21 protein-coding genes are annotated in these 23,609 nt (G+C 33.5%); 9 read left to right on the top strand and 12 right to left on the bottom strand.

What is annotated here, in order from left to right:
- The first annotated feature begins 513 nt into the window (after positions 1–513).
- The 4 genes from ACN1AG_RS05140 to pal all read left to right on the top strand — a co-directional run bounded on the left by ACN1AG_RS05140 (position 514) and on the right by pal (position 6,745).
- Positions 514–1,656 (top strand): hypothetical protein, encoded by a 1,143-nt coding sequence (locus ACN1AG_RS05140; protein ID WP_417904580.1) that lies wholly within the window; start codon positions 514–516, stop codon positions 1,654–1,656.
- A gap of 493 nt (positions 1,657–2,149) precedes the next feature.
- Positions 2,150–3,346, top strand: a complete 1,197-nt coding sequence (locus ACN1AG_RS05135; protein ID WP_417904579.1) for a pyridoxal phosphate-dependent aminotransferase — start codon at positions 2,150–2,152, stop codon at positions 3,344–3,346.
- Between the two features lie 127 nt (positions 3,347–3,473).
- Positions 3,474–6,116, top strand: a complete 2,643-nt coding sequence (alaS, locus tag ACN1AG_RS05130; protein WP_417904578.1) for an alanine--tRNA ligase — start codon at positions 3,474–3,476, stop codon at positions 6,114–6,116.
- Positions 6,117–6,277: 161 nt separating this feature from the next.
- Positions 6,278–6,745, top strand: a complete 468-nt coding sequence (gene pal, locus ACN1AG_RS05125) for a peptidoglycan-associated lipoprotein Pal (protein ID WP_417904577.1) — start codon at positions 6,278–6,280, stop codon at positions 6,743–6,745.
- 467 nt (positions 6,746–7,212) lie between these two features.
- On the opposite strand, the gene ACN1AG_RS05120 is transcribed toward pal, so the two are convergent.
- The 6 genes from ACN1AG_RS05120 to ACN1AG_RS05095 form a co-directional block, all read right to left on the bottom strand.
- Complete coding sequence (locus ACN1AG_RS05120) at positions 7,213–8,310, bottom strand: glycoside hydrolase family 3 N-terminal domain-containing protein (RefSeq protein WP_417904576.1); 1,098 nt, start codon at positions 8,308–8,310, stop codon at positions 7,213–7,215.
- Positions 8,311–8,319: 9 nt separating this feature from the next.
- On the bottom strand, positions 8,320–9,810 hold the full coding sequence (locus ACN1AG_RS05115; protein ID WP_417904575.1) for a replicative DNA helicase: 1,491 nt from the start codon (positions 9,808–9,810) through the stop codon (positions 8,320–8,322).
- 10 nt (positions 9,811–9,820) lie between these two features.
- Complete coding sequence (gene trxB / locus ACN1AG_RS05110) at positions 9,821–10,750, bottom strand: thioredoxin-disulfide reductase (protein WP_417904574.1); 930 nt, start codon at positions 10,748–10,750, stop codon at positions 9,821–9,823.
- A 14-nt stretch (positions 10,751–10,764) separates the two neighbouring features.
- Positions 10,765–11,643 carry an alpha/beta fold hydrolase gene (locus ACN1AG_RS05105; RefSeq protein WP_417904573.1) on the bottom strand — a complete coding sequence of 293 codons (879 nt, stop codon included), beginning with the start codon at positions 11,641–11,643 and terminating at the stop codon, positions 10,765–10,767.
- Positions 11,644–11,770: 127 nt separating this feature from the next.
- Entirely contained in the window at positions 11,771–12,700 is a 930-nt protein-coding gene (locus ACN1AG_RS05100; RefSeq protein ID WP_417904572.1) for an AEC family transporter, read from the bottom strand.
- Between the two features lie 91 nt (positions 12,701–12,791).
- Positions 12,792–13,652, bottom strand: coding sequence for a ribonuclease D (locus ACN1AG_RS05095; protein WP_341754923.1), 861 nt, complete (start codon positions 13,650–13,652; stop codon positions 12,792–12,794).
- 240 nt (positions 13,653–13,892) lie between these two features.
- Here ACN1AG_RS05095 and ACN1AG_RS05090 point away from each other — a divergent pair, with 240 nt between their 5' ends.
- A complete protein-coding gene (locus ACN1AG_RS05090) occupies positions 13,893–14,144 on the top strand; it encodes a type II toxin-antitoxin system RelB/DinJ family antitoxin (protein WP_417904571.1) in 252 nt (83 codons plus the stop codon).
- Between the two features lie 460 nt (positions 14,145–14,604).
- Here ACN1AG_RS05090 and ACN1AG_RS05085 read toward each other — a convergent pair whose 3' ends face one another.
- From ACN1AG_RS05085 to ACN1AG_RS05060, 6 genes are all read right to left on the bottom strand, one after another.
- A complete protein-coding gene (locus ACN1AG_RS05085) occupies positions 14,605–15,246 on the bottom strand; it encodes a hypothetical protein (RefSeq protein ID WP_417904570.1) in 642 nt (213 codons plus the stop codon).
- 243 nt (positions 15,247–15,489) lie between these two features.
- Complete coding sequence (gene xth, locus ACN1AG_RS05080; protein ID WP_417904569.1) at positions 15,490–16,281, bottom strand: exodeoxyribonuclease III; 792 nt, start codon at positions 16,279–16,281, stop codon at positions 15,490–15,492.
- Positions 16,278–17,666, bottom strand: coding sequence for a 2-polyprenylphenol 6-hydroxylase (ubiB, locus tag ACN1AG_RS05075; protein WP_417904568.1), 1,389 nt, complete (start codon positions 17,664–17,666; stop codon positions 16,278–16,280). Before ubiB ends, xth begins: the two co-directional genes overlap by 4 nt.
- Before the next feature lie 70 nt (positions 17,667–17,736).
- Positions 17,737–18,387: a dienelactone hydrolase family protein gene (locus ACN1AG_RS05070; protein ID WP_367363954.1), complete on the bottom strand. Its 651-nt coding sequence runs from the start codon at positions 18,385–18,387 to the stop codon at positions 17,737–17,739.
- A 66-nt stretch (positions 18,388–18,453) separates the two neighbouring features.
- Positions 18,454–19,191: a sugar phosphate nucleotidyltransferase gene (locus ACN1AG_RS05065; protein ID WP_417904567.1), complete on the bottom strand. Its 738-nt coding sequence runs from the start codon at positions 19,189–19,191 to the stop codon at positions 18,454–18,456.
- A 1-nt stretch (position 19,192) separates the two neighbouring features.
- Positions 19,193–19,945 (bottom strand): YebC/PmpR family DNA-binding transcriptional regulator, encoded by a 753-nt coding sequence (locus ACN1AG_RS05060; protein ID WP_417904566.1) that lies wholly within the window; start codon positions 19,943–19,945, stop codon positions 19,193–19,195.
- Positions 19,946–20,122: 177 nt separating this feature from the next.
- Between ACN1AG_RS05060 and coxB the strand changes: the two genes are divergently transcribed.
- From coxB to ACN1AG_RS05040, 4 genes are read left to right on the top strand one after another with little or no spacing between them, the layout of a single operon-like run.
- Positions 20,123–20,932, top strand: coding sequence for a cytochrome c oxidase subunit II (gene coxB, locus ACN1AG_RS05055; protein WP_417904565.1), 810 nt, complete (start codon positions 20,123–20,125; stop codon positions 20,930–20,932).
- Between the two features lie 10 nt (positions 20,933–20,942).
- Positions 20,943–21,560 (top strand): CatB-related O-acetyltransferase, encoded by a 618-nt coding sequence (locus ACN1AG_RS05050; protein ID WP_417904564.1) that lies wholly within the window; start codon positions 20,943–20,945, stop codon positions 21,558–21,560.
- Positions 21,561–21,568: 8 nt separating this feature from the next.
- On the top strand, positions 21,569–23,173 hold the full coding sequence (ctaD, locus tag ACN1AG_RS05045) for a cytochrome c oxidase subunit I (protein ID WP_417904563.1): 1,605 nt from the start codon (positions 21,569–21,571) through the stop codon (positions 23,171–23,173).
- Positions 23,174–23,177: 4 nt separating this feature from the next.
- Positions 23,178–23,606 (top strand): RDD family protein, encoded by a 429-nt coding sequence (locus ACN1AG_RS05040; protein ID WP_417904562.1) that lies wholly within the window; start codon positions 23,178–23,180, stop codon positions 23,604–23,606.
- Positions 23,607–23,609: the final 3 nt, after the last annotated feature.

Below are 23,609 nucleotides of genomic sequence, written 5' to 3'. Positions count from 1 at the left end.
GGGATTGACAACCCTAGGCTATTAAACCGATGTCTTATACCATTTCCCATTATTAACTACGCTATTTAGCACTACAGTGTAGTACTAATGTCAAAACGATGTCATCCCAGCGAAAGCTGGGATCTAATAATGTTTAATAGTCTTTTAGGCTATTTTTTTTAGATTCCCGCCGTTGCTAAGAATGACAGCTCTGGGTAGTAACTACAACTGTAGTATTAGCGTAGTTAATAATGGGAAATGGTCTTACATCAATACTTGAGGTTAAATTACTATTATTTTAATATAAATTTTTATTTTTGTAATATTTTGTTGAACATTCTTAAATAATAAATATACTTTCCTTGAGTTAGGTTATTATAAAGGACGATAACCTAATAAAATTCTAATGGTTTTAATAGTTGAAAAATGAGCATACAAAATATAAATACAGCTTTTAGGTAAGAGTAGTATATTTTGTAGTATTACAAAATCAATTATTAGTAATATGTTGAACTAATTGAGGATTATATTATTATGTCTAAACAACAAAATGATTTGGTTACAAAACAGGATGTAGAGGAAGCTTATTTGTTTACAAAACCGAATGTAGAGGAAGCTAAGAAGATACTTATATCTGTGCAAGACCAAGATATTGAGGCTGTATACAAAGTAGATTTACCTAGTAGAATACTACAGAAACTGATAGTAGCTTTACCTAGTAGAATACAACAGGAACTTATAGCAGCTTTACCTAGTAGAATACAACAGGAACTTAATGATCAAAATATTAAAGCAAATGCTGTATACAAAATAGTAAGTTTACCTAGTAGAATACTACAGAAATTTAATGCTAAAACTAGTGACGCTAAAAAGATATTGACTAAAGCTGAAAAGATAAAGATATTGACTAACGCTGAAAAGATATTGACTAAAGAACTCTCAGACTTAAAAACGAGTTACGCTATAGACGAAGAACAATACAATATTATAGACTCAAAATCGCAAGAACTAAACAAATTATGCACAAAATTAGCTACGGAAAAAGAAGAATTAGAACAAGTACAAAAATGTCTAAATTTGATTCATGCCATGAATAATATAAATGTATCTATTAAACAAATACTTAATATGAGCGACGTATCTTATCGTATAATAGAAAAACTGCATTTAGACGAGGATACACCTATATCTGAAGTTGTACAACAATTGGAAAACTTATTGTCTACATTTGATGCTCCAGTATCAGATAATGCTCCAGTATCAGATAATGATCCATTGTTAGATAATGATCCATTGTTAGATAATGATCCAGTATCAGAAAATGATCTAGTATCAGATAGTGATCCAGTATCAGATAATGATCTAGTATCAGATAGTGATCCAGTATCAGATAGTGATCCAGTATCAGATAGTGATCCAGTATCAGATAATGATTCTGATTATACATCTAGCGATGATGATCTTAGTATATCAACTAGCAAAACACAACACACAGTGAAGTTTCTAAGTTATATATTAACAAATAATCCAAAGCATGAAGTATTGTTAAAGATCAAGGAAATATCAAATGCATTCACTCTAACGAGAGGGCTCGACAACACTGAACATCATATTAATAATAATACTGATGACTTTAGCGTAGCAGGGGGACATGTAGAACATAATGATACGTATTAAACTATAGCTAACACGGAAAGGTTAGTTGCAGTAATGGGATAGAATCAATGTCATTCCTGCGAGGGTTTATGTCATTCCTGCGTAGGCAGGAATATAAAAACATGACCAAGATTAGGTTGTGTTAAGTTATTTTAGACCCCTGCTTACGCAGGGGTGACATCGTAAGATCGTATTTGGATTCCCGCCGTTGCTAAGAATGATATACTAGTGTTCCACGTGGGCAATACCGTATCTAGGAAGACATCTCTTCAAATTCTTTTCATAACTTTTAAACTACCATGGCGGTTATATACTAAAAAAAGTTATTATTTGCAGTAGACACCACACCCCCTATTCTCTATAATACTGCTATCTTCAAGGATTTTACAATATTAAGAGCCTAAATTACACCCCAAATTTAAGATTGCTAAGTTTTAATAACTCTTGATTTGCAAGTATGTAGAGTCAGTATAATTCCCAATTGAAGAGGTGAATTTAATAAAGAGAGTTTAGTATGAATAAATTGTTGAATATAATTCACCCCCATCCTTCTAAAGACATATCAGATAAAATTGGGGACAAAGAGAATTATATCAATATGACGGTAGGCAATCCAAATTTCAACTTTCCTGAAAAACTTTTGAATAGTTTAAAGGCTACAATAGAAAGCAACGATAATACTCTTAATAAATATGCAGATTCAAGAGGTTTTTACCCTTTACGTACCGCGATTGCAGAAAGATACAAGATAAAATACAACATTAAGCTGCAACCAAATAACCAAATACTTGTTACTAACGGTTGTGCTGAAGCTATTTGGTTAACAATCTTTACTGCAACTAACATAGGAGATGAGGTAATAATTCCTGATCCATGTTATATGCTTTATGAGCCTATTGTTATTTCATTAGGACGTTTACCTGTAAGAAGTGCTACTTCGCATCTTAATAGATTTGAATTAGATTTTGACGATATTTTAAAGTGTATAACTCCTAAAACCAAATTAATCATCATTAATACTCCGTGTAATCCAACGGGTACAGTTTATACTTTAGAAACATTAAAAAAATTGTACCAAATTATAGTAGAAAAAGATATTTATCTTATGCAAGATGAAGTTTTTGATGATTTTATCTTTACAGGACAATCTCATATACCAATAATTAAATTTTGTGATAACATGCATAATTTAATTGTTGTAAACAGCTTTTCAAAAAGATTAGGAATTACTGGTTGGAGATTAGGATGGCTAGTTGCATCAGAGAAGTTTACTGCACAAGCACTAAAGGCTCATACTTATAATTGTTTGGCTGTTAACACATTGATACAAACAGCAATAGCTGAGGTAATGAATGATCAAGAGGTTATAAATACGACCCAAAGTAATGTATCACTGTTAGAGAAAAAGCTAACTAGCTTTTTCTCTTCACTGCAAAAAATTGATGGTTTTGAGCTTGATAAAGCTCCAGATTCAGGTATGTATTTATTTCCTAACATTAGTACCTTATACAAAAAAATTCCTAATAGCTATCAGAATAATTCTGTAAGTGAATCTGTTGCTAATTTTCTTTTAGATAAAATTCATGTTGCGGTTGTCCCTGGGACAGCCTTTGGTAAAGCCGGAGAAAATCATATAAGAATATCTATAACTGGCTCAGAAGAAAGTTTATTAGAAGCGATAGCAAGGCTTAATACACAGTTAATAACATAATAGACTTCCTGCATAAGTCAATTCTCGCTGGTGATTTTATCGTCGAAACTCGCCTCCATTTCTCCTAAAACTCCTAGGAGTATCTTTGATTTATGCAAGGAAGTCTAATTTTTAAGGATCATTATTAATGACTAAACTTACCACTGAAGAAATTAGAAGTAAATTTATAAGTTATTTTGTTGCAAATAATCATATGCACGTTCCAGCTAGCTCCCTAATTCCTCATAATGATCCTAGTTTAATGTTTGTTAATTCCGGGATGGTACAATTTAAAAATGTTTTTACCGGTCAGGAAACTAGAAACTATCAAAGAGCCACTACTAGTCAGAAGTCACTACGGGCTGGTGGTAAGCATAATGATCTTGAAAATGTTGGTTATACTGCAAGACATCATACCTTCTTTGAAATGTTAGGTAATTTTTCTTTTGGTGATTATTTTAAAGAACAAGCAATATATTATGCTTGGAATCTTTTAACCAAGGAATTTGCTATCGCCAAAGAAAAATTATATATAACTGTTTATCATACTGATGAAGAAGCGGCTTCATATTGGAAAAAAATTGCTAATTTAAGTGATGACCGAATTATTAAAATAGCAACCAATGATAATTTTTGGTCAATGGGAGATACTGGACCTTGTGGACCGTGTTCAGAAATTTTCTATGATCATGGAGATAAGATACCAGGAGGCTTACCTGGTACAAAAGATCAAGATGGCGATCGCTATATTGAGATTTGGAATATGGTCTTTATGCAATTTGAACAATTGGATAGCAATACTAGGATTGCCTTACCTAAACAATCCGTTGATACCGGCATGGGGCTAGAACGTATTAGTGCTGTATTGCAAAATGTATATGATAATTATGACATAGATTTATTTAAGGAAATAATTGCTTATACGGAAAGTATAGTAAAAGTTAAAGTAGAAGGGGAAGCAAAATTTTCTTACCGGGTTATTGCTGATCATTTACGAGCTTGTGCCTTTCTAATTAGTGATGGTGTCATGCCGTCTAATGAAGGCAGAGGATATGTGCTAAGACGTATTATGCGTCGGAGTATGAGGCATGCACATATACTTGGTAGTAGTGAACCTTTAATGCACCGATTGCTAGCAAAATTAGTAGATCTTATGGGTGCAACTTATCCTGAACTGAAGAGAGCTGAGGCTTTTACCCGTAGTATCTTGGAACAGGAAGAATTAAGATTTAAAGCAACTCTTGAACGAGGTCTGAAACTGCTTGATGATGAAACAAAGCAACTCAGTAAGAATTCACAGCTTTCAGGAGAGATAGCCTTTAAATTATATGATACATATGGTTTTCCTCTCGATTTAACTGAAGATATATTAAAAAGTAAACAGATATCAGTTGATCTTGATAGCTTTAATAATAGGATGCAAGAGCAAAAAGAAAGGGCAAGAAAAGCTTGGTTAGGTTCGAATGAATCTAAAACAGATAAGATATGGTTTGATATTAAAGCAGAATTTGGTAGTACTGAATTTTTGGGTTACTCTTTGGATAAGGCAGAAGGTAAGATATTAGCTCTAATTAAAGATAATAAGTTAGTCAACAATATAGAAACTAGCGAAGAGCAATTTATTCTAATTAGTAATCAAACTCCTTTTTATGGGGAGTCTGGTGGACAGATGGGGGATATAGGATTTATCAGATCAGCAGGCAATAAAATTAAGGTAGTAAATACTTTAAAGCATCTTGGTTCAATAATTGCTCATATATGCGTTTTACAGGAAGGAACAGCTATCCAAGTGGGAGATAATGCTGATTTCACTATTGACGTCAAATATCGTAAAAATTTAAGAATTCATCATTCTGCAACTCATATATTACATGCAGTATTACATGAAGTGCTGGGGAAACATGTAACACAGAAAGGATCTCTCGTAGCACATGATCGTCTGCGTTTTGATATTAGCCATATGACACCACTAACAAAACAAGAAGTTATATTGATAGAAGATAAGGTAAATCAAATTATCACTGATAATTTTAAGGTTACTACAACATTAATGTCAACAGATGAAGCTATTAAGGCAGGTGCTATGGCTTTATTTGGTGAAAAATACGATTCTGAAGTAAGAGTGGTAGCAATGAGCAACTCGCTTGAGTTATGCGGTGGCACGCATGTTAATAGAACTGGGGATATTGGAATATTTAAAATTACTAGCGATAGTAGCGTTGCAGCTGGCGTTCGAAGGATAGAAGCTGTTTGTGGTGAATTTGCATTAAAATTAATTAGACAAAACGATACTGTAATTGATGACTTGTCTTCAACCTTAAAAATAGGTAAGAATGAACTTACTGATAAAGTAAATAACCTGATTGCCAGTAAAAAACAATTAGAAGATAAGTTAGTAGCTACTCAGGTCTCTATGCTTGATTTGAATATTGAGCAAATTGCCAAAGAATCAATCCGTGTATCAGGTATAAATTTTGTTTATAAACTAGTACAAAACTTGGATAGTAAAATATTACGCTTATCTGCCCAACGAATAGCTGATAAGTCGAATAATCTAGTGATTGTATATATAGGTATGCCTGATTTGCAGGGTAAATTATCTATTACTATTGCGGTTAGTAAAGAAATTAGCAACAAGGTACATGCAGGTAACTTAGCTAAAGAAGTGTCTGTATTCCTTGGCGGTAGCGGTGGTGGTGGTCAGGCAAATATAGCCCAAGCTGGTGGCACGGATGTAAGTAAAGTAGGAAAGTTACAAGATATGATAAGGGAGTTGTTATCTAAGTTCTGAATTATACGATATTTTTACCACATTTATTCAAGAGTTTAATGCTAAAACTATTTTAGGCTTTTAAGTGGTAGCATGATAATATATAATACATAGATAAGGTGTTTAACATTTTCTGTTAAGCAAATATAATCAATAGCTTTATTTTAATTAAGGAGTTTATTATGCTACTAAAAAAAACTGCAATAGCTTTTTTAGCACTATTTGTGCTTTCTGGATGTAATACTAAAAAGAAACCGGCAGAAACGGGGGTAATAACTCCTATTGTCGAGGAAAGTTCTTTAGCTGCTGATTTCGAAAGAAATGTTGGTGATAGGATATTTTTTGGTTTCAATAAATCAGATCTTTCAAGTAAATCAAAAGAACAGCTAAATAAACAAGCCGTTTGGTTAAAAAAACATTGTCATACTAAAGCTACTATTGAAGGACATTGTGATGAAAGAGGTACAAGAGAGTATAACTTAGCACTTGGTGAAAGAAGAGCAGAAGCTGTACTAAAATACTTGGTTGGTCTAGGAATTGAGAATAACAGACTTGATACTATCTCTTACGGTAAAGAGAAACCAGCTGTTATGGGTTGTGACGAAGCAGCTTGGGCACAGAACCGTAGGGCTGTAACCGCTATAAAATAAAGCATGCTACTGTTTGTTATTTCAAGAGTTGTAAAAACAACTCTTGAAATAAGTAGTGTGTCTTCTATGTCATCCCCACTTTTAGCTAACCTCAAGTATTGATGTAATACCATTTCCCATTATTAACTACGCTATTTAGCACTACAGTTGTAGTACTAATGTCAAAATGATGTCATCCCAGCGAAAGCTGGGATCTAATAATGTTTAATAGTCTTTTAGGCTATTTTTTTAGATTCCCGCCGTTTCTAAGAATGACAGCTTTGGGTAGTAACTACAACTGTAGTATTAGTGTAGTTAATAATGGGAAATGGTATAAGACATCGGTTTAATAGCCTAGGGTGTCATCCCCGCCTCTTTGGATGTCACCCCTGCGTAGGCAGGGGTCTAAAAAAATAGCATAGAAGGTATGTTGTATAGTTTTATATCCCAGATTTCGCTGGGATGACATAATGGCGGTGACATCACCCCTAATGATCCTGACAAACAGCAGTCATTTCTTGTATATCACCACTACAATGTAGCACTAAGTCGCAACCAGCTGCAATAGTTTGCCTAGCAACTTCAGCTATACTTGTAACAAATTCTGCCTTCAGTTTTGGGAATTCTTCTACTAAATATTTTTTTAGTCCGGTCTGGTCGGATTTGTCTTTAATAATTCCGTATTCAATAAGTTTTTCTAAATCTTGATCACTTAGCGTAGTCGTAGAATCCTGCTTTTCAAAAATCGTCAGAGGTTTTTTAACTATTGAGTATTTAGCTCCAATTTCACCATGCAGGGCAAGCATACAAATATCATCTGAAACTAACATACCTTTAAAACCAATGTCATTTCTAATGAACTTTATGGCAATTGGCGATAAAGTCACTGGTAAATTGGGATCTAAAGCCTCAAATACAATGTGAGCTGTCATAGCCCATCCTGCCTTAGCATTTTTAGATAGTTGTCTAAACACTTCAAAATCTGTATTATTTAATTCAGCAAGCGAACTGGTAACACGCGGCAACTTATAATGACTATCACACGTAGCTCTACCATGCCCTGGTATATGCTTAATAATGGCAATGCCCCCCTGCCCTTCTATCGCCTCTATTGTTTTTGTACATAAGTCAACTACTTTTACTACAGAATCTCCAAAGCTACGATCTCCAATAGCATTATCAGTATAAGGGTAACGCAAATCAGCAACTGGACAACATGGCGAGTCTATTCTATATTCTTTTAAACTCTTCATCAGGCTTGAATAATTTGCAAAAACTTTTAAGTATGCATTCTCTGCACCTTCTTGATCATATATTTTACCGAAATCACCAGCAGGGGGATATTCTAGATCAATGATAGGTGGCTTCAACCTCGCAACCCTGCCCCCCTCCTGATCGACAAAAATCAATATATTATAGTCATATAAGCCTCTTAAATCTTGTACTAACTTCAGTAACTGTTCTCGATCTACAATATTTCTCTTAAAGAGAATAAAACCATATATTGGATTTTTTGACAATAATTCCTTTTCTTGCACCGTCAAACTAGTACCAGCAATACCAAATATTAAAGGTTTCTTGAACATTTATTATCCCTATAGTGTTTTCTGTAAATTACTAAATTTTGAATACTGACTATCATATTGAAGTTTTACGCTACCAACACGACCATTACGATGTTTTGCTATTATAATATCGGCAATATTATATACTTGATTTAAATTACTCAACCATTCTGCGTGTTTTTCTGCGTATTTTGCATCACTCAAAGAAGGCTCTTTACGAGTTAGATAATATTCTTCTCGATAAATAAACATCACTATATCCGCATCTTGTTCAATAGACCCAGATTCTCGCAAGTCAGATAACATTGGTCTCTTATCTTCTCTAAGTTCTACAGCTCTAGATAATTGCGATAAAGCAATTACTGGGATATTTAATTCTTTTGCTATAGCTTTTAATCCTTGAGTAATTTCCGAAATTTCATTTACTCTATTATCAGATTTATTTATCCCTCTAATCAACTGCAGATAATCTATAAATAATATACCAAGATTATATTTACGCTTCATTTTTCTTGCCCTAGTACGAATAGCCGCAATGGATAAAGCTGGCGTATCATCAATAAAAAATGGTAGGTCAAGAGCTATAATTTCTCTACGTAATCGATTATAATTCTCTTCTGTCACATGACCAGACCGTAAGGCTGAAGAGTCAATGTTAGTATGCATGGAAAGAATACGAGTAGCAAGCTGCTCAGATGACATTTCAAGAGAGAAAAAACCTACTGACTTATCTTTTTCTTGTTCCTTATTTTTTAACTGCATAGAATTACAAGCATTTATCGCAAGATTTATGGCAAAAGCTGTTTTCCCCATTGATGGGCGTGCAGCAATGATAACTAAATCTGAATTATGAAAACCTGATAACTCCCTATCTAAATCAATTAATCCTGTAGAAATACCTATTACGTGATTAGAATTCTTCATCGCCCTGTTAATACTAGCAAGAGACTCTGAAAGAGACACAGCAATTTTAACAAAACTCTTGTCATTAATTCCTTCACTAGCAAGGTTATAAAGCTTACCCTCTACATGCTCTATTTGTTGAGTTGCATCATATTCTAAAGAGGAGTCATAAGCATTATTAACTACCTCCTCCCCTATCTGAATTAAACTACGCCTTACTGCCAAATCATAGATTATTCTTCCATAATCAAGAGGATTAATTACCATCATTGACAGAGTAACTAACTTATTTAGATAGTCACTGCCACCTAATTGCTGAAATAATTCATCTCGTTCTAACATACTTCTAAGCGTTACCGGAGTAGCAATTAAGCCTTTTTCGGTAATAACTTCAATAGCATTATAGATCTTTTGATGTATCGGCTCAAAAAAATGATCTAGTCTTAGGAATTCTGAGACAGTATTTAAGTAATCATGGTTGACTAAAATTGCTCCTATTAACATTTGCTCGGCCTGAACATTTGCCGGCAAAGTTCGAGCAACAGGCAAAACTATACTTGTCTCATTTGATCCACTTAACTTATCTGCTTTATCACTCTCTTTTTTACTACGAAGCATAATTTTTTATTTAATGGTTTAAAAACTTTTCTACTTCTAAAGCTGCCATGCATCCCGTACCAGCAGCGGTAACTGCTTGTCTAAAAATTTTATCTTGTACATCTCCAGCAGCGAAAACACCTTTAACACTGGTTTCCGTTGAATTTGGTTTAGTAATAATATAATTATCACTATCTATATCTAGTTGTCCTTTGAACAAACCAGTATTCGGCATATGACCAATTGCTACGAATATACCAGTACAATTAATTGAACTAAGCACACCTGTTTGAGTGTTTTCAAGCTTGGCTGAATTAACCGATTTAGGATTATCAGTACCAATGACCTCAACCAGTCTATGATTCCACATGACCGATATTTTGGGATTTTTAAATAATCTCTCTTGTAAAATCTTCTCAGCTCTAAAACTATCCCGGCGATGAACAATAGTCACCTGACGTGCATGATTAGTTAAATATAATGCCTCTTCAACAGCACTATTCCCCCCACCAATAACTAATACATCCTGATTCTTGAAAAAAAAACCATCACAAGTAGCACAAGCTGAAACACCATACCCTTTGAATTGTGCTTCGGAAGGAATATTAAGCCACCTTGCTTCTGCACCGGTACATATTATAACGCTGTCCGCCCTAATTATACCAGACGAGGTGGTTACCACTAAGGGTTTTTTTGAAAAATCAACCTTTTCTACATAATCATAGATAATTTCTGCACCAACATTTTTTGCCTGTTGCGTCATTTGCTCCATTAACCATGGACCTTGAACAGGCTCTGCAAAACCTGGATAATTTTCAACATCTGTAGTAATAGTTAGCTGCCCACCTGGCTGCATACCATGCAATAATATCGGTTTTAGTGCTGCCCTAGCTGTATAGATTGCTGCACTCAGTCCAGCAGGACCTGAACCTATAATAAGTACTTTAGTAGAACGATTCATAGCAACCTAAATTTTTATATTTTCAAAGCATTTACCCAAGATTTTATATAACTAATCTGATCATCGGTCATTAATGAAGGTGTATGACCAGCATAATCAACAACGAAAAGATCAAAATCTCTAGTTTTTTTCATCTTCTCAATAGTATCTTGTTGTAAAATTTCTGATTTAGCCCCGTGGATAACCAACAATTTACAAACAATCTTATTCCATATAGTCCATATATCAACATTTTTTGGCTTATCTGCATTAGCATTCATACCTTGTATGATGCCAGGATCATAATTCATTTTATATTTTCCATCTTGGATTTTTATAAAGCTATATTTGGTAAGATGATCCCAATCTTCCTCACTACTAATACCGAATTGGCTATATATTAGCTTTAAATGTTGCTTGGCACTAACTAAATCAACAAATGAGGGAGTTTGACCTGCATATTGACCGATTTTAACCAAAGGAGCTGCTGGAATAAAAGGTCCTACATCATTTATAATCATTGCCTTGATAAGTTCCTTATATTTACTAGCCAGCACATAACCAATTATTCCACCCATGGAAGTACCAAGCCAAATACAGTTGTTAATAGCTAATTTTTTTAAAAAAAGCACCGTATCTTTTACATATACTTGATAATTATAATGCTTTTTCGTTTTAAAAACATCACTATCCCCACGTCCTGGATAATCTATAGCAATTACTCGAAAATTATCACTTAATGCCATAGCGATTTTATCAAAATCATGAGCATTCCTAGTTAAACCATGGGCACAAATTATTACATTTTCATTATTAGGGTCACCAAACTCAAGATAAGCTATTTTATGAGCTGGAATATATTGTGAGCCTAACCAATTAATATAAGGCCCAACTTGGATAAATTTTTGTATCATTTTTTTCTACTAATTAATTTTAAGTCGGGAATGACATCGTTTTTGATCCTGTAAGTACCATACTAACGTCGGTGTTTTTGATACACACAACAAAGCCTTCCCGCATTGCACACACTATGTTCATTGGTTAATTCAAATCGCTTAAAAATATAGTTACCATAACTGGTATATATACTACACCAAAAAGCAGGGAAAGAAATACTGTGGTAGCAACTTTTTCTGGGTAGAATTTTTGTAAACTGGCTATGACAATTACGTTTGCTGCCATAGGAGCAGTTGAAAGAAGCCTTAAAGCATTGTAATAATTCTCATCATACCATCCTAAAACAAACTTATCCAAAAGAATAAATATGTTAACCCCTAGTGGATAGAATAAAAATTTTGCCATGAAAGTAGCTAAAGTAAACTTTATGTCTATTTCAAACTTTTTCAAAGCTGAAAGAGCTAAACCAACCATAACCATACCAAGTATAGAAAATGCCCCCCGCATGTTATATATAAAATCATCTAGGAAATCAGGTAAAGTAAAACCAGCAAAACTAAATAAACAACCTAGTAAAAAACCGTTTAAAATTGGTAACTTCACAACCTTCAAAATACTTTCACTACTATTAGCAAAGCTCCTAGCACAAATATAAAAACCTACTGATGATTCGAAAATATTTATTCCTATAACTGCCATCATATAGATGCTTAAAACATAATCATCAAAGAGAGCAGCGGCTATTGGCAGCATAAAATAACCACCATTAGCGGTACCCGCAGATAATGCTATAATGTTTCGTGTATGATCAAGCCAATATCGCCCAAAAAAATAGTAAGAAAATATTGATAACAAAGTGGCGATGAAAAAAACAACTACAGTAACGCTTAATGCCGATAAAGTCAAAGTAGTACTGGCGGGAATAGCAAAAAAAACAATAGGAGATATAAAATAGAATAACAAAGAAGCTATACTATCTCTCTCAACTTTAGAATATTTTCCTGCTAAAAAACCAATTACTACACTCAGTAATACAGAAATGGTTTTAAAAAAAACTATAGTAAAAATTGCCATGCAATAAAAGCCAAAAGATATCAGATGCTGTTTTACTTAACCTTTTAGAAAATAGCAAATTTATTCCACAATTAACATAAATAAAGTACCTTTATTCACCTAATTCTTGTATAGCAAGACACAAATCTGCTAATTGAGTTCTATATTTTTGTTTACTAAGATAGCGACTATTTAATTTAAGATTTTCAAAATCTTTATTACTGGTAGGTAAATATTGACAAATCTGTACTAATTCCTCATCAGAAATAAAATGTCTCCTTGGTAAATCTATTGTACTGGCTTGTTCTTCCCGATAAGCTGCCATAATTTTCATTTTATGAATAAAAGACTCTGAATGATTATCGAATCTGACTTTTTGCCAAGCTTTTTGTACATTAACAATATAATTTTCAATATTAAGCAAAGATTTTATTTGCTCGTCATATTCGTTTTGTAAGTTATTATCTTGAATTATTTGTTGCAATACCTTGTAAACCGGTTCTAAATATTCAACATCTTTAATAGCATAATTTAACATATTAGCATTAATTGGACGCTTTAACCAATCAGACCTTTGGTAAGTTTTATCAATGTGAACGAAGCAAATTTTGCTACATATATCCGCATAACTCAAATATTTACCAAAATCACAAATACCAGCTGCAATTTGTATGTCAAAAACATTTTTTGGCAGTTTCTTAAATAAATGATAAAATATCTCAAAATCCTCTCTAGGGGCGTGAACTATTTTAAGAATCTTATCGTTCAAAAATATTTCGTTAATAGGAGAAAGATCCAAATTACTCAAAGTGTCAATTATCACTTTGTAACTACTGGTCATAATTTGAATTATGCTAAGCTGAGCAAAATAGGTATTTTTACGCAAGAACTCAGTATCAACACTTATAGTCTTACAATCCAATAACTGTCGACAGAATTCATTTAATGCTTTCTGATTATCAATAATAAGTATTTTTGAAGTATTAGTAATTAAATTGCTCCTATCTAATAAACTTACGCGAATTTTGGATAAGAATTAACTAATTCTTATCCCGAATTGGGGTAACTTGGTATTTTTCTATGCTTTTTTGTGCTTAAAAGTAGCGTAACACTTTTACACTACTTTGTCAAAGATGGAATCCTTAATTTATAAAACTTATCTTGTATAAGTGTCTCATAAGTGCTACAATTAAAAAAACAATTTAAAATCATTATGAACAAATCTGTATTTGTTAGAGCAAGAATAGAGCCTGAAATAAAAAAAGATGCAGAAGAAATATTGTATGAGTTAGGTATTACGCCATCTCAAGCGGTAACAATGCTTTATAAATATATAGCTCGTAAACATGAATGGCCTATTGAATTAAAAATACCTAATGCAAAAACAATTAAGACATTTAAAGAAACAGATAAAGATATTGGGTTAATAAAGTGCAGGAATACTGACGAAATGTATAAAAATTAGGTATATAGAGCTTGTGTTAACACCTGTATACACCACTAATTTTAGCAAAGATATAAAACACGCGAATTCGGGATAAGAATTAACTAATTCTTATCCCGAATTGGGGTAAAACGTATAAAAAAACGCAGAAAAAACTTAGATAAATTAAAATTAATTATAGAATTATTAGTGCAACAAAAACCTTTACCACAAAAAAATCATAATCATGTATTAATAACCTCAATTCGATGTAACAAGTTAATACTAGACCCAGCATCATCTCTATTGTGGGTGAGTCACCCCTGCGTAGGCAGGGGTCTAAAGAAGTAGCAAGGATTAAGTGCAAACATTTTTAGATCCCTGCCTTCGCAGGAATTGTAAGATCATATTTAGATTCCGCTACCTACGCGGGAATGACACCAAGGCTTATCACCTGCCTTAAACGTGTTAGCTATACCTAAGATTATTTACTTAACCTTGCTTAAGAATTAACTATTCTGCGTATTTCTTCTTTGACTCTTTCTATTTTTTGAATCACATTAATCACTCCATTTTTTGTTTTTTGATTATATATCGTAATATCGGCAACAACTTTTGTTCCATTTCTGTAAGGATATATTTTTATAGAAATGTCAAATTGCTCATCATTAAGGTTTAATCTGTAATTAGTGCTATCTTTACCTAACAGGCGATCAAAGTTTGCTTTTATTGAATCACCATTATATTCTGAATTGAGTTCAAATACATAATCAAATACAGCACTTGATAAATAAGATTCTATATCAAAATCAGGCACAGGAAATGGCAAAACTACACCCTGTTGGTATGTTTCTTGAGTCTTAGGTGTTAGTATAACCCATGTGCTATCAGGCTTAGATATAGTATTTACGTCAACATTGTAAATCACACCAGAACCTGCCACCCCATTGTCAGTCCTTCTTTCTATTAACAAACCATTATGTTTAGAATTAATATGTAACCTTTCTCTTTTACTCTCAGGTCCACAATTATATTGCTTGAACCTTAGTCCATTAACTGCCCCAGCATTTTGTTTAACCCCATGTGGTAAAATATATGTTACTTGGATACCTGTAATGTCTTGGGCTAAATTAGCCTTCGGCATCAAAACCCCATCTCCAACACACCCTGTTAAAAATAGAAAAACAGATAATATCATTATTAGTGTACTTAAACGCACATTTCCCTCTTATTTACATAATTAAGATATTTTTTATAATTTAAACGTAAAAAGCAATTTTTATATTAAACAAAAATAATTGTATATATCTAATATAATTAGAGATGGACTCATGTCAACAATTTTTAAATTATTAATAACACGAATTTAACATAACAGTTTTACCTTTTACCCAACATTCCCCAATGTTAAAAAATAAGGTACATGATCAGAGGGCATAAGCCAATTCCTAGCTTCTGATAAGGAACTGACAGATAGCATCTTATCTTGTAAGTTAGAACTAGTCCAAATATGATCTAATCTACGTCCCCGATTAGATTTTTGCCAGTCTACATTTCTATAACTCCACCAAGTATAACATTTTTCATTATACGGTACGAAATGGCGGCTACTATCGATAAAACCTAAGGAAGCCTGTAATTCCAACAGAGTTGAACGCTCTATGTCTGTATGGCTGACAACATTACGTAATTGACGGCTAGACCATACATCATGTTCATGAGGGGCAATATTTAGGTCTCCTGTTATGATCATCTTACTATCTTTACTCCGATTATTGGTTAACCATTCTTGCATTAATTTGACGTATGCCAATTTATGTTTAAATTTTTCATTAACATTCACATCAGCTATATCACCACCAGCCGGTACATAAAAATTATGTATCTCAATACCTAAAACTTCTACTGCTACATGCCTTTTATTGCTATTATACAATTCAAGAATGAATTTATTGGTAAAAGGAAATTTTGATAAAATTGCTACTCCATTATAAGACTTCTCCCCTGAACAATATATATGCTGGTAACCCATATCATTAATAGCTTGGTGAGGGAATAATTCATTAATTGTTTTAATCTCCTGCAGTGATATAATATCAGGCTGATGTTCATCAATTAGCTTTTTAAGCAAACTAAGTCGCAAACGTACCGAATTAATATTCCAAGTTACTATTTTCATTTATTAAATCTCTCCAATATTTCCACTACAACATGCTTTAAAATTCTAAGAATTTTTGCCTCTGGGCTAAGATTCTTAGCCGCCCATTTCTTAATCCATGGTTCTATAAGTTGCCATACGTTAATTTCTGGATCAAGCTGCTGCCCTACCCCTTCAACTACTACTATAGTTTTCTGTAATAATAGCAATTGTGGTTGTACCTCCATGCCAAAATCTTCGGTGATTTTAAATAATTGTGCAAGTAACCTACCTATAGAAATATTTTTGACGGCATATCCCATAATCGGTTCACTCACTGCTCTGCACGCCTGAGCAAAAAGATCAAGATCGGTATTCTGAGGAATATAACCAGCCCTAAGATGGACAAGTGCTACTAACTTATAGTTTCTACTTAAAAAACCAAATAGGCTTTCAGCAATTGCCATTCTATCTTTATCAGATAACCTACCCATAATACCAAAATCTAGTAACACTATGCTACCATCCGACTTAACTAAAATATTGCCGGGGTGTAAATCTGCATGAAAGAAACCATCTCTATATACTTGGTTAAAAAATATTGTAGCAAATCTTTGGGCTATTTTAGTTAGATCTAAGCCCTGCTCTATAAGCTTATCTCGAGCATAAATTGATATTCCCTCTACCCATTCTGTGGTTATTATATATTCATGAGTCAGTTGCCAATAAACTTTAGGAATATATATATCAACATCATTTTGCAGATTATCAGAGAGTTCTGAAGCTGCCGCTGCTTCTAAACGTAGGTCAAGCTCAAATTTCATAGTAGTATTAAATACATCTATTACCGCTACTGGTCGCAATCTTTTAAATTTTATAAATATTCTTGCTACTAGTTTAGCAAGAATATATAAAAGTTTAATATCCTTATTATATGTATAATGAATTCTCGGGCGTAATATTTTTACTGCAACGAATTCACCGGTCTTCAACTTAGCTCTGTGTACTTGAGAAATCGAAGCTGCTGCAATTGGTATATCCTCAAAGACGGAGAATAACTCATCGGTACTTTGACCAAAAGACTCATCAATAATCTGTCGTGCTATACTACTACTAAAAGGTGGCAACTTATCTTGAAGAGTCTGCAAATAATTGGCAATCTTAACTCCTATAAGATCCGGTCTTGTGGAAAGAGTTTGACCAAATTTTATATAAACAGGACCTAATTTTTTAAAACAATCGGTTAACCTTATACCAAAATCATCTTTTGGTGTTTTAAATAGACCAATTGGATAAACTACTATGGTTATCATCCAGCCAAGAATTTTCAACCTAGATGGTAATCTTATTGTACCAGGATAAGTCAGTATTTGCTGCTTGCTTATCACTCTTAATATATATAAAAAATTCAATAATAAGCTAATCATATATACTACACTATTGATTTTGACGATTATAGTTCTTTACAATAGGGGGGCTGACACTGCTTACAATTTACTATGCTTTAGTATTTATAAACTTGACGGCAAATTGTAGACCCCTATCATCAATAGAATGCATAAGATTTGGTATCTTGTAGTTACTATGAGCAATATTATATTTCTGTAAATATTCTATTATCTCGTCCATGCTACTTACATCAACCACATCGTCTAATTCGCCATGTATTACGCAAACTGGCGTAGTTTTATTGATACATTCTAGTGGGGCAATTAATTTACCAGAAAAGCCTACCATACAAGCAAAAGGCTCTTTTTGTACCAAATTTAAATATAATCCCATCATAGTGCCTTGTGAAAAACCAATTATGATAGTATCTTTATTAGTTAAATTTAGTTCTGCTTGTTTTTTTTGAATTATCTTTGTAACTAAACCACTATTTTTAGCAACTAATTCCCCTATTACATGAGGGGTACGATCATTTATACTAAACCATTGTCTACCATACGGTGCATTATCAAATTTTTCAACTCCATGCGGCGAAATAAAATGACAATCTAGCAATTCCTTAGATATAAAGGGAACTAAACTTATTAAGTCATGCCCATCTGAACCAAGCCCATGTAACAATACAACAAGCTTTTTACATTGACCATTCAAACTTTTTACTTCTGGGTAAGATAATATTTCACTTTCAATTTTAGTCATTTTTAACACTCTTAGGATTAATCTGAGTTCGATATAACATTGCTATTAAAATATCTTACATCAAATTCAGGTCATGGTTAACTTAGCAATAGTTTTATTAGCTTCTTCTAGCTCCTGTTTAGTATTTACTCCAAGCACTATGTCATGGTCTGAAGATAGCAAATATGATACTTTTTCTCCGCTATCCTTAGCTATTTTTACAAGGGCGGTCAAATACAACTCTTTTGATCTATCAACCTTACCTAAAAAAATAGTAGGTAGATATTTTTTTAATATACCAGCTTCAAAAGCCATAATACCAGAATTACAAATTGTTATAGCTTGTTCTTCATTCGTTGCTTCTTTAAATTCTACAATTTTTAAAAAATTTCCTAGTTTATCAGTAACTATTCGTCCATATTGCCCGGGGTTATCACGTCTAAAGCATAACGTTGTAATGGCTGAATTTGTAGAAACTAGGTGGTCTAGTAAATCATTAATAATATTTGCGGTGATTAAAGGATTATCTCCGTAAAGCACTGCTACAATTTTATTGTCATCAACTAAGTCTAAAGCAGTATATACCGCATGAGCAGTACCCAATCGTTCTAGCTGCAATGCAAATTTACACCCCTCTTTATAAGAAGGAATATATTCTTCTAATTGTAATGAGTGAACTAAGATAACATCGTTAGTCACTTTCTTGGCATTTGTTAGCACCCTATCAAGCATAGGTCTACCACCAACTTCGTGCATTACTTTTGGTAACGAAGATTCCATTCTTCTACCATTACCAGCAGCTAGAACAATAATTTGGCAGTCCATATTAAACGTCCTTCATAGTTTCATAAATTGCATCAGATAATTCATAATTACCAAAAACTTTTTGTACGTCATCGCTTTCTTCTAAAAGATCCACTAATTTTAATAGCTTCTCTGCCTTATCTTTATCTTCTATAATCATGATATTCTGAGGAATCCAACCGATGTAGGATTCCTCAGGAGTCCCATATTTATTAGTCAAAAATTCAAGAGTTTGTACAAAATTCTCAATATCTGTATAGATTAAATACGCATCTTCTTCAGAAATCACATCTTTTGCCCCAACCTCTAGGCTACTTTCCAATATAGACTCTGCCGATATTAATTCTACTGGATATTGTATTACTCCAAGATGATCAAACATGTAACTGCTACTTCCAGTCTCACCTAAATTACCACCAAATTTAGTAAAAGCCGACCTAATTTCAGCAGCTGTGCGATTTTTATTATCAGTTAAAGCCTCTACTATTATTGCAATACCGCCCGGAGCAAAGCCTTCATATCTAATCTCTGTATAATTTTCGTTATTATTCGAATCACTTGCTGCACTTATTGCCTTATCTATTCGATCCTTTGGCAAATTCTGACTGCGTGCTGCAGCTATGCTACTCCGCAGGCGTGGATTATTGCTTACATCAGTTCCCATTTTAGCAGCAGTGATAATTTCTCTAATTAGCTTAGTAAAAACTTTCGCCCTTTTCTTATCTTGTGCACCTTTTCGGTGTTGAATGTTTTTAAATTTCGAATGACCGGCCATAATGCTCCCATAAAACCTAAAGCTATCAAAGCCGGATCGTATCAGAAGGCAATTTAAAGTCAAGAATAAATTCTTCAAGCTTTTCCAACATTAGAGTCATTTTTTACTTTAATAAAACTGCATATCCTTTTATATTAGCTAAGTATAGCACATAGAACAAACCCACTAATACCAAATATGAAAAAATTTATAATTTTATATCTGTTATTTGCTCACGATTGCTTAGCCTCAGAACCTCAGGCGTGGCAAATGTTGTTGCAAACTCCAGCAAGCCCTCTTATGGAAGAGCTTCACGGGTTTCACAATTTCTTACTGTTAATATCAGGAGGAATAGTTGTCTTTATTACCATTCTACTAGTCTATGTTTGCATTAGATTTAATGCCAAAGCCAACCCTATTCCAGCAAAATTTTCTCATAATATCTTAATTGAAGTTATTTGGACGATAATCCCTATAATAATTTTAGTTATTATTGCCATACCATCATTTCGTATTTTACGTTTTGCAGAAAAGATTCCTGAAATAGATATGACTGTTAAAGTCGTGGGCTATCAGTGGTATTGGCATTATATATATCCTGATCACGATAATATCGAATTTGATAGTTATTTAATTACCGATGAAAAATTAAAACTTGGTCAAAAACGCTTATTAGATGTCGATAACCGTATTATCATACCAGAAAATACTACTGTGAAATTTCTAATTACGGCGGGAGACGTCATACATAGTTTTGCAGTACCAGCACTGGGCATAAAGATGGATGCTGTTCCTGGAAGAATCAATGAAACCTGGACTAAAATTAGCAAAAAAGGCGTGTATTATGGTCAATGTTCAGAACTTTGCGGTGTTAATCACGGTTTTATGCCGATTGCCATTGAAGTAGTAAGTAAGGAAGAATTTCAAAACTGGTTGATTATGGCAAAATCAAAATTCTCTATGAATATAAAGGCTAACAAAAAATTAGCCTTCAAATCAATTAAATAAAAGAGTTACTATGGTACATTTTAACAAGCATTATCCACATACTTACCCAAAGCAGGTTAAAGAGATTATATTTTTAAAGCATTTTATTCACAATCCTAACATAATGGTAGGTGATTATACTTACTATCATGATAACCAGCACCCAGAATATTTTGAGCGTAATAATATCATAGGATGCCATGAGTGTAAATTAATTATCGGTAAGTTTTGTTCTATCGCCATGAGAACCACTTTCATCATGGATGATGTGAATCACTCAATGGATGGCTTTTCTACTTATCCATTTTTTATTTTCGAGAATTGGAACAATTATACGCCAACTCTTGATAAAAGAAGAAATACTGTAGTTGGTAATGATGTGTGGTTTGGTGCTAATGCAGTCATTATGCCAGGAGTAACAATAGGAGACGGAGCAATGATCGGAGCATATGCAGTGGTTACCAAGGATGTACCCCCCTACTCTATCGTTGCAGGTAATCCTAGTAAAATTATTAGAAAAAGATTCTCCGATGATACAATCAATGAGTTAGTACAAATAAAATGGTGGGACTGGGATTATAATAAAATTACTAGAAATATCGAAGTCATAGTAGGTGCAGATATTGATCAACTTAAAGAATGTAAATAGTAACCATTATGACACTAAAAGATCAAGCCTCTACTGAATTAATATCTGATCATCACGAAACTCCTACGGGTTTACAAAGATGGATTTTTTCCACTAATCACAAAGATATTGGCATAATGTATATTATATTCGCCATATTTGCTGGGCTTGTTGGTGGATTATTTTCTGTTATTTTTAGGTTAGAGCTAGCAGTACCCGGTGGAAATCTACTAGGTGGTAATTATCAGCTATACAACGTATTAATTACCGCTCATGCTATAATTATGGTGTTTTTCATGATTATGCCAGCTTTATTTGGCGGATTTGGTAATTACTTCATACCAATTTTAATAGGTGCCCCGGATATGGCTTTTCCAAGGCTAAATAATATAAGTTTTTGGCTACTTGTCCCTGCTTTTATATTATTAATGCTGTCAGGTTTGGTTGATGGAGGAGCTGGTACTGGTTGGACATTTTATCCTCCTCTAAGTAGTCTAGTAGGGCATCCTGGGGCTGCTGTGGATATGGCTATTTTAAGCTTACATCTTACAGGGCTTTCCTCCATTCTTGGTTCAATTAATATGATTGTCACTATCTTTAATATGAGAACTGATGGTATGGGGTTATTTGAAATGCCCTTATTTGTTTGGTCAATTTTGGTTACTGCCTTCTTGTTGATACTGGCAATTCCTGTGTTAGGGGGTGCAATAACCATGTTACTGACTGATCGAAATTTTGGTACTACTTTTTTCAAGCCTGATGGTGGCGGAGATCCAGTATTATTTCAGCATTTATTTTGGTTTTTTGGTCATCCAGAAGTATATATTGTAGTATTGCCGGGATTTGGTATAGTCAGTCAGGTTATTTCTACTTTTTCCCGTAAGCCAATATTCGGTTATTTTGGTATGGTGGTAGCTATGGTAATTATCGGGTTTGTTGGTTTTATAGTTTGGGCTCACCATATGTTTACTGTTGGTCTTTCGTACAATGCATTAATATATTTTACTGCTGGCACTATGATTATCGCTGTACCTACTGGTATCAAAATCTTTAGCTGGATTGCCACAATGTGGGGAGGATCAATTACTTTTGAAACCCCTATGTTATTTTCCATAGGGTTTATCTTGCTATTTACTATTGGCGGAGTTACCGGTATAATATTATCAAATTCAGCAATCGACAGAATTTTACACGATACATATTATGTTGTAGCACATTTCCATTACACTATGTCACTTGGAGCGTTATTTACTGCATTTGCTGGGTTCTATTATTGGTTTGGTAAAATGTCAGGGCGGCAATATCCTGAGATGATGGGCAAAATTCATTTTTGGGTTACCTTTATTGGCGTTAATTTGACATTTTTCCCTCAGCATTTTCTAGGATTAGCTGGTATGCCAAGAAGAATACCGGACTATCCAGATGCTTTTGCCGGCTGGAATATGGTTTCATCTATCGGAGCTAGTATTTCATTTGTTGCGGCTCTTTATTTTGTATTCATTGTTATTTATACTCTGAAATACGGGAGAAAATGTCCAAATAATCCTTGGGGAGATGGGGCGGATACTCTCGAATGGACAATCTCCTCTCCACCACCATTTCATACTTTTGAAACATCACATAAAGGAAACTAATTTTATGAATGGATATATCTATTGTGGCTTTTGGCGGAGATCTATTGTTGTAGTTTTGGATCGAATTTTCTTAATTATTTTTCTTCTAATTTGTATAATTATGATACTAGTAAGTAATCCTACACTAGCCGATACACTATCCGATTCTTTCATTTCGACATTAATAATACTATCATTAACAATACTATATGATCCAATATTTCAGTCATCTTCAATGCAAGCAACTCTTGGCGGTTATATATTGGGCATGAAGATCATAAACGAGGATGGTACTCGAATAAGCTTTTTAAAAGCGTTTATTAGATTTATTATATTAGCACTAATAAGTAGTACTGTAATATTAGGGATTATAAGTGTTTTCTGCATGATATGTACTGATGAGAAAAAGTTTCTACATGACATGATTTGTGGTACTCGGATGGTAAAAAGATAAGGT

This window comes from Candidatus Tisiphia endosymbiont of Micropterix aruncella, from assembly GCF_965178575.1.
Taxonomy (GTDB): Bacteria; Pseudomonadota; Alphaproteobacteria; order Rickettsiales; family Rickettsiaceae; genus Tisiphia.
The sequence above is the reverse complement of the archived record's forward strand: the minus strand, read 5'-3'. Positions and strand labels throughout refer to the sequence as shown.

Excerpts from the sequence above, each read along its gene's own strand:
- ACN1AG_RS05140 (WP_417904580.1), top strand. The coding sequence starts at position 514 with ATGTCTAAACAACAAAATGATTTGGTTACAAAACAGGATGTAGAGGAA.
- ACN1AG_RS05135 (WP_417904579.1), top strand. The coding sequence starts at position 2,150 with ATGAATAAATTGTTGAATATAATTCACCCCCATCCTTCTAAAGACATA.
- alaS (WP_417904578.1), top strand. The coding sequence starts at position 3,474 with ATGACTAAACTTACCACTGAAGAAATTAGAAGTAAATTTATAAGTTAT.
- pal (WP_417904577.1), top strand. The coding sequence starts at position 6,278 with ATGCTACTAAAAAAAACTGCAATAGCTTTTTTAGCACTATTTGTGCTT.
- ACN1AG_RS05120 (WP_417904576.1), bottom strand. The coding sequence starts at position 8,310 with ATGTTCAAGAAACCTTTAATATTTGGTATTGCTGGTACTAGTTTGACG.
- ACN1AG_RS05115 (WP_417904575.1), bottom strand. The coding sequence starts at position 9,810 with ATGCTTCGTAGTAAAAAAGAGAGTGATAAAGCAGATAAGTTAAGTGGA.
- trxB (WP_417904574.1), bottom strand. The coding sequence starts at position 10,750 with ATGAATCGTTCTACTAAAGTACTTATTATAGGTTCAGGTCCTGCTGGA.
- ACN1AG_RS05105 (WP_417904573.1), bottom strand. The coding sequence starts at position 11,643 with ATGATACAAAAATTTATCCAAGTTGGGCCTTATATTAATTGGTTAGGC.
- ACN1AG_RS05100 (WP_417904572.1), bottom strand. The coding sequence starts at position 12,700 with ATGGCAATTTTTACTATAGTTTTTTTTAAAACCATTTCTGTATTACTG.
- ACN1AG_RS05090 (WP_417904571.1), top strand. The coding sequence starts at position 13,893 with ATGAACAAATCTGTATTTGTTAGAGCAAGAATAGAGCCTGAAATAAAA.
- ACN1AG_RS05085 (WP_417904570.1), bottom strand. The coding sequence starts at position 15,246 with ATGCCGAAGGCTAATTTAGCCCAAGACATTACAGGTATCCAAGTAACA.
- xth (WP_417904569.1), bottom strand. The coding sequence starts at position 16,281 with ATGAAAATAGTAACTTGGAATATTAATTCGGTACGTTTGCGACTTAGT.
- ubiB (WP_417904568.1), bottom strand. The coding sequence starts at position 17,666 with ATGATTAGCTTATTATTGAATTTTTTATATATATTAAGAGTGATAAGC.
- ACN1AG_RS05070 (WP_367363954.1), bottom strand. The coding sequence starts at position 18,387 with ATGACTAAAATTGAAAGTGAAATATTATCTTACCCAGAAGTAAAAAGT.
- ACN1AG_RS05065 (WP_417904567.1), bottom strand. The coding sequence starts at position 19,191 with ATGGACTGCCAAATTATTGTTCTAGCTGCTGGTAATGGTAGAAGAATG.
- ACN1AG_RS05060 (WP_417904566.1), bottom strand. The coding sequence starts at position 19,945 with ATGGCCGGTCATTCGAAATTTAAAAACATTCAACACCGAAAAGGTGCA.
- coxB (WP_417904565.1), top strand. The coding sequence starts at position 20,123 with ATGAAAAAATTTATAATTTTATATCTGTTATTTGCTCACGATTGCTTA.
- ACN1AG_RS05050 (WP_417904564.1), top strand. The coding sequence starts at position 20,943 with ATGGTACATTTTAACAAGCATTATCCACATACTTACCCAAAGCAGGTT.
- ctaD (WP_417904563.1), top strand. The coding sequence starts at position 21,569 with ATGACACTAAAAGATCAAGCCTCTACTGAATTAATATCTGATCATCAC.
- ACN1AG_RS05040 (WP_417904562.1), top strand. The coding sequence starts at position 23,178 with ATGAATGGATATATCTATTGTGGCTTTTGGCGGAGATCTATTGTTGTA.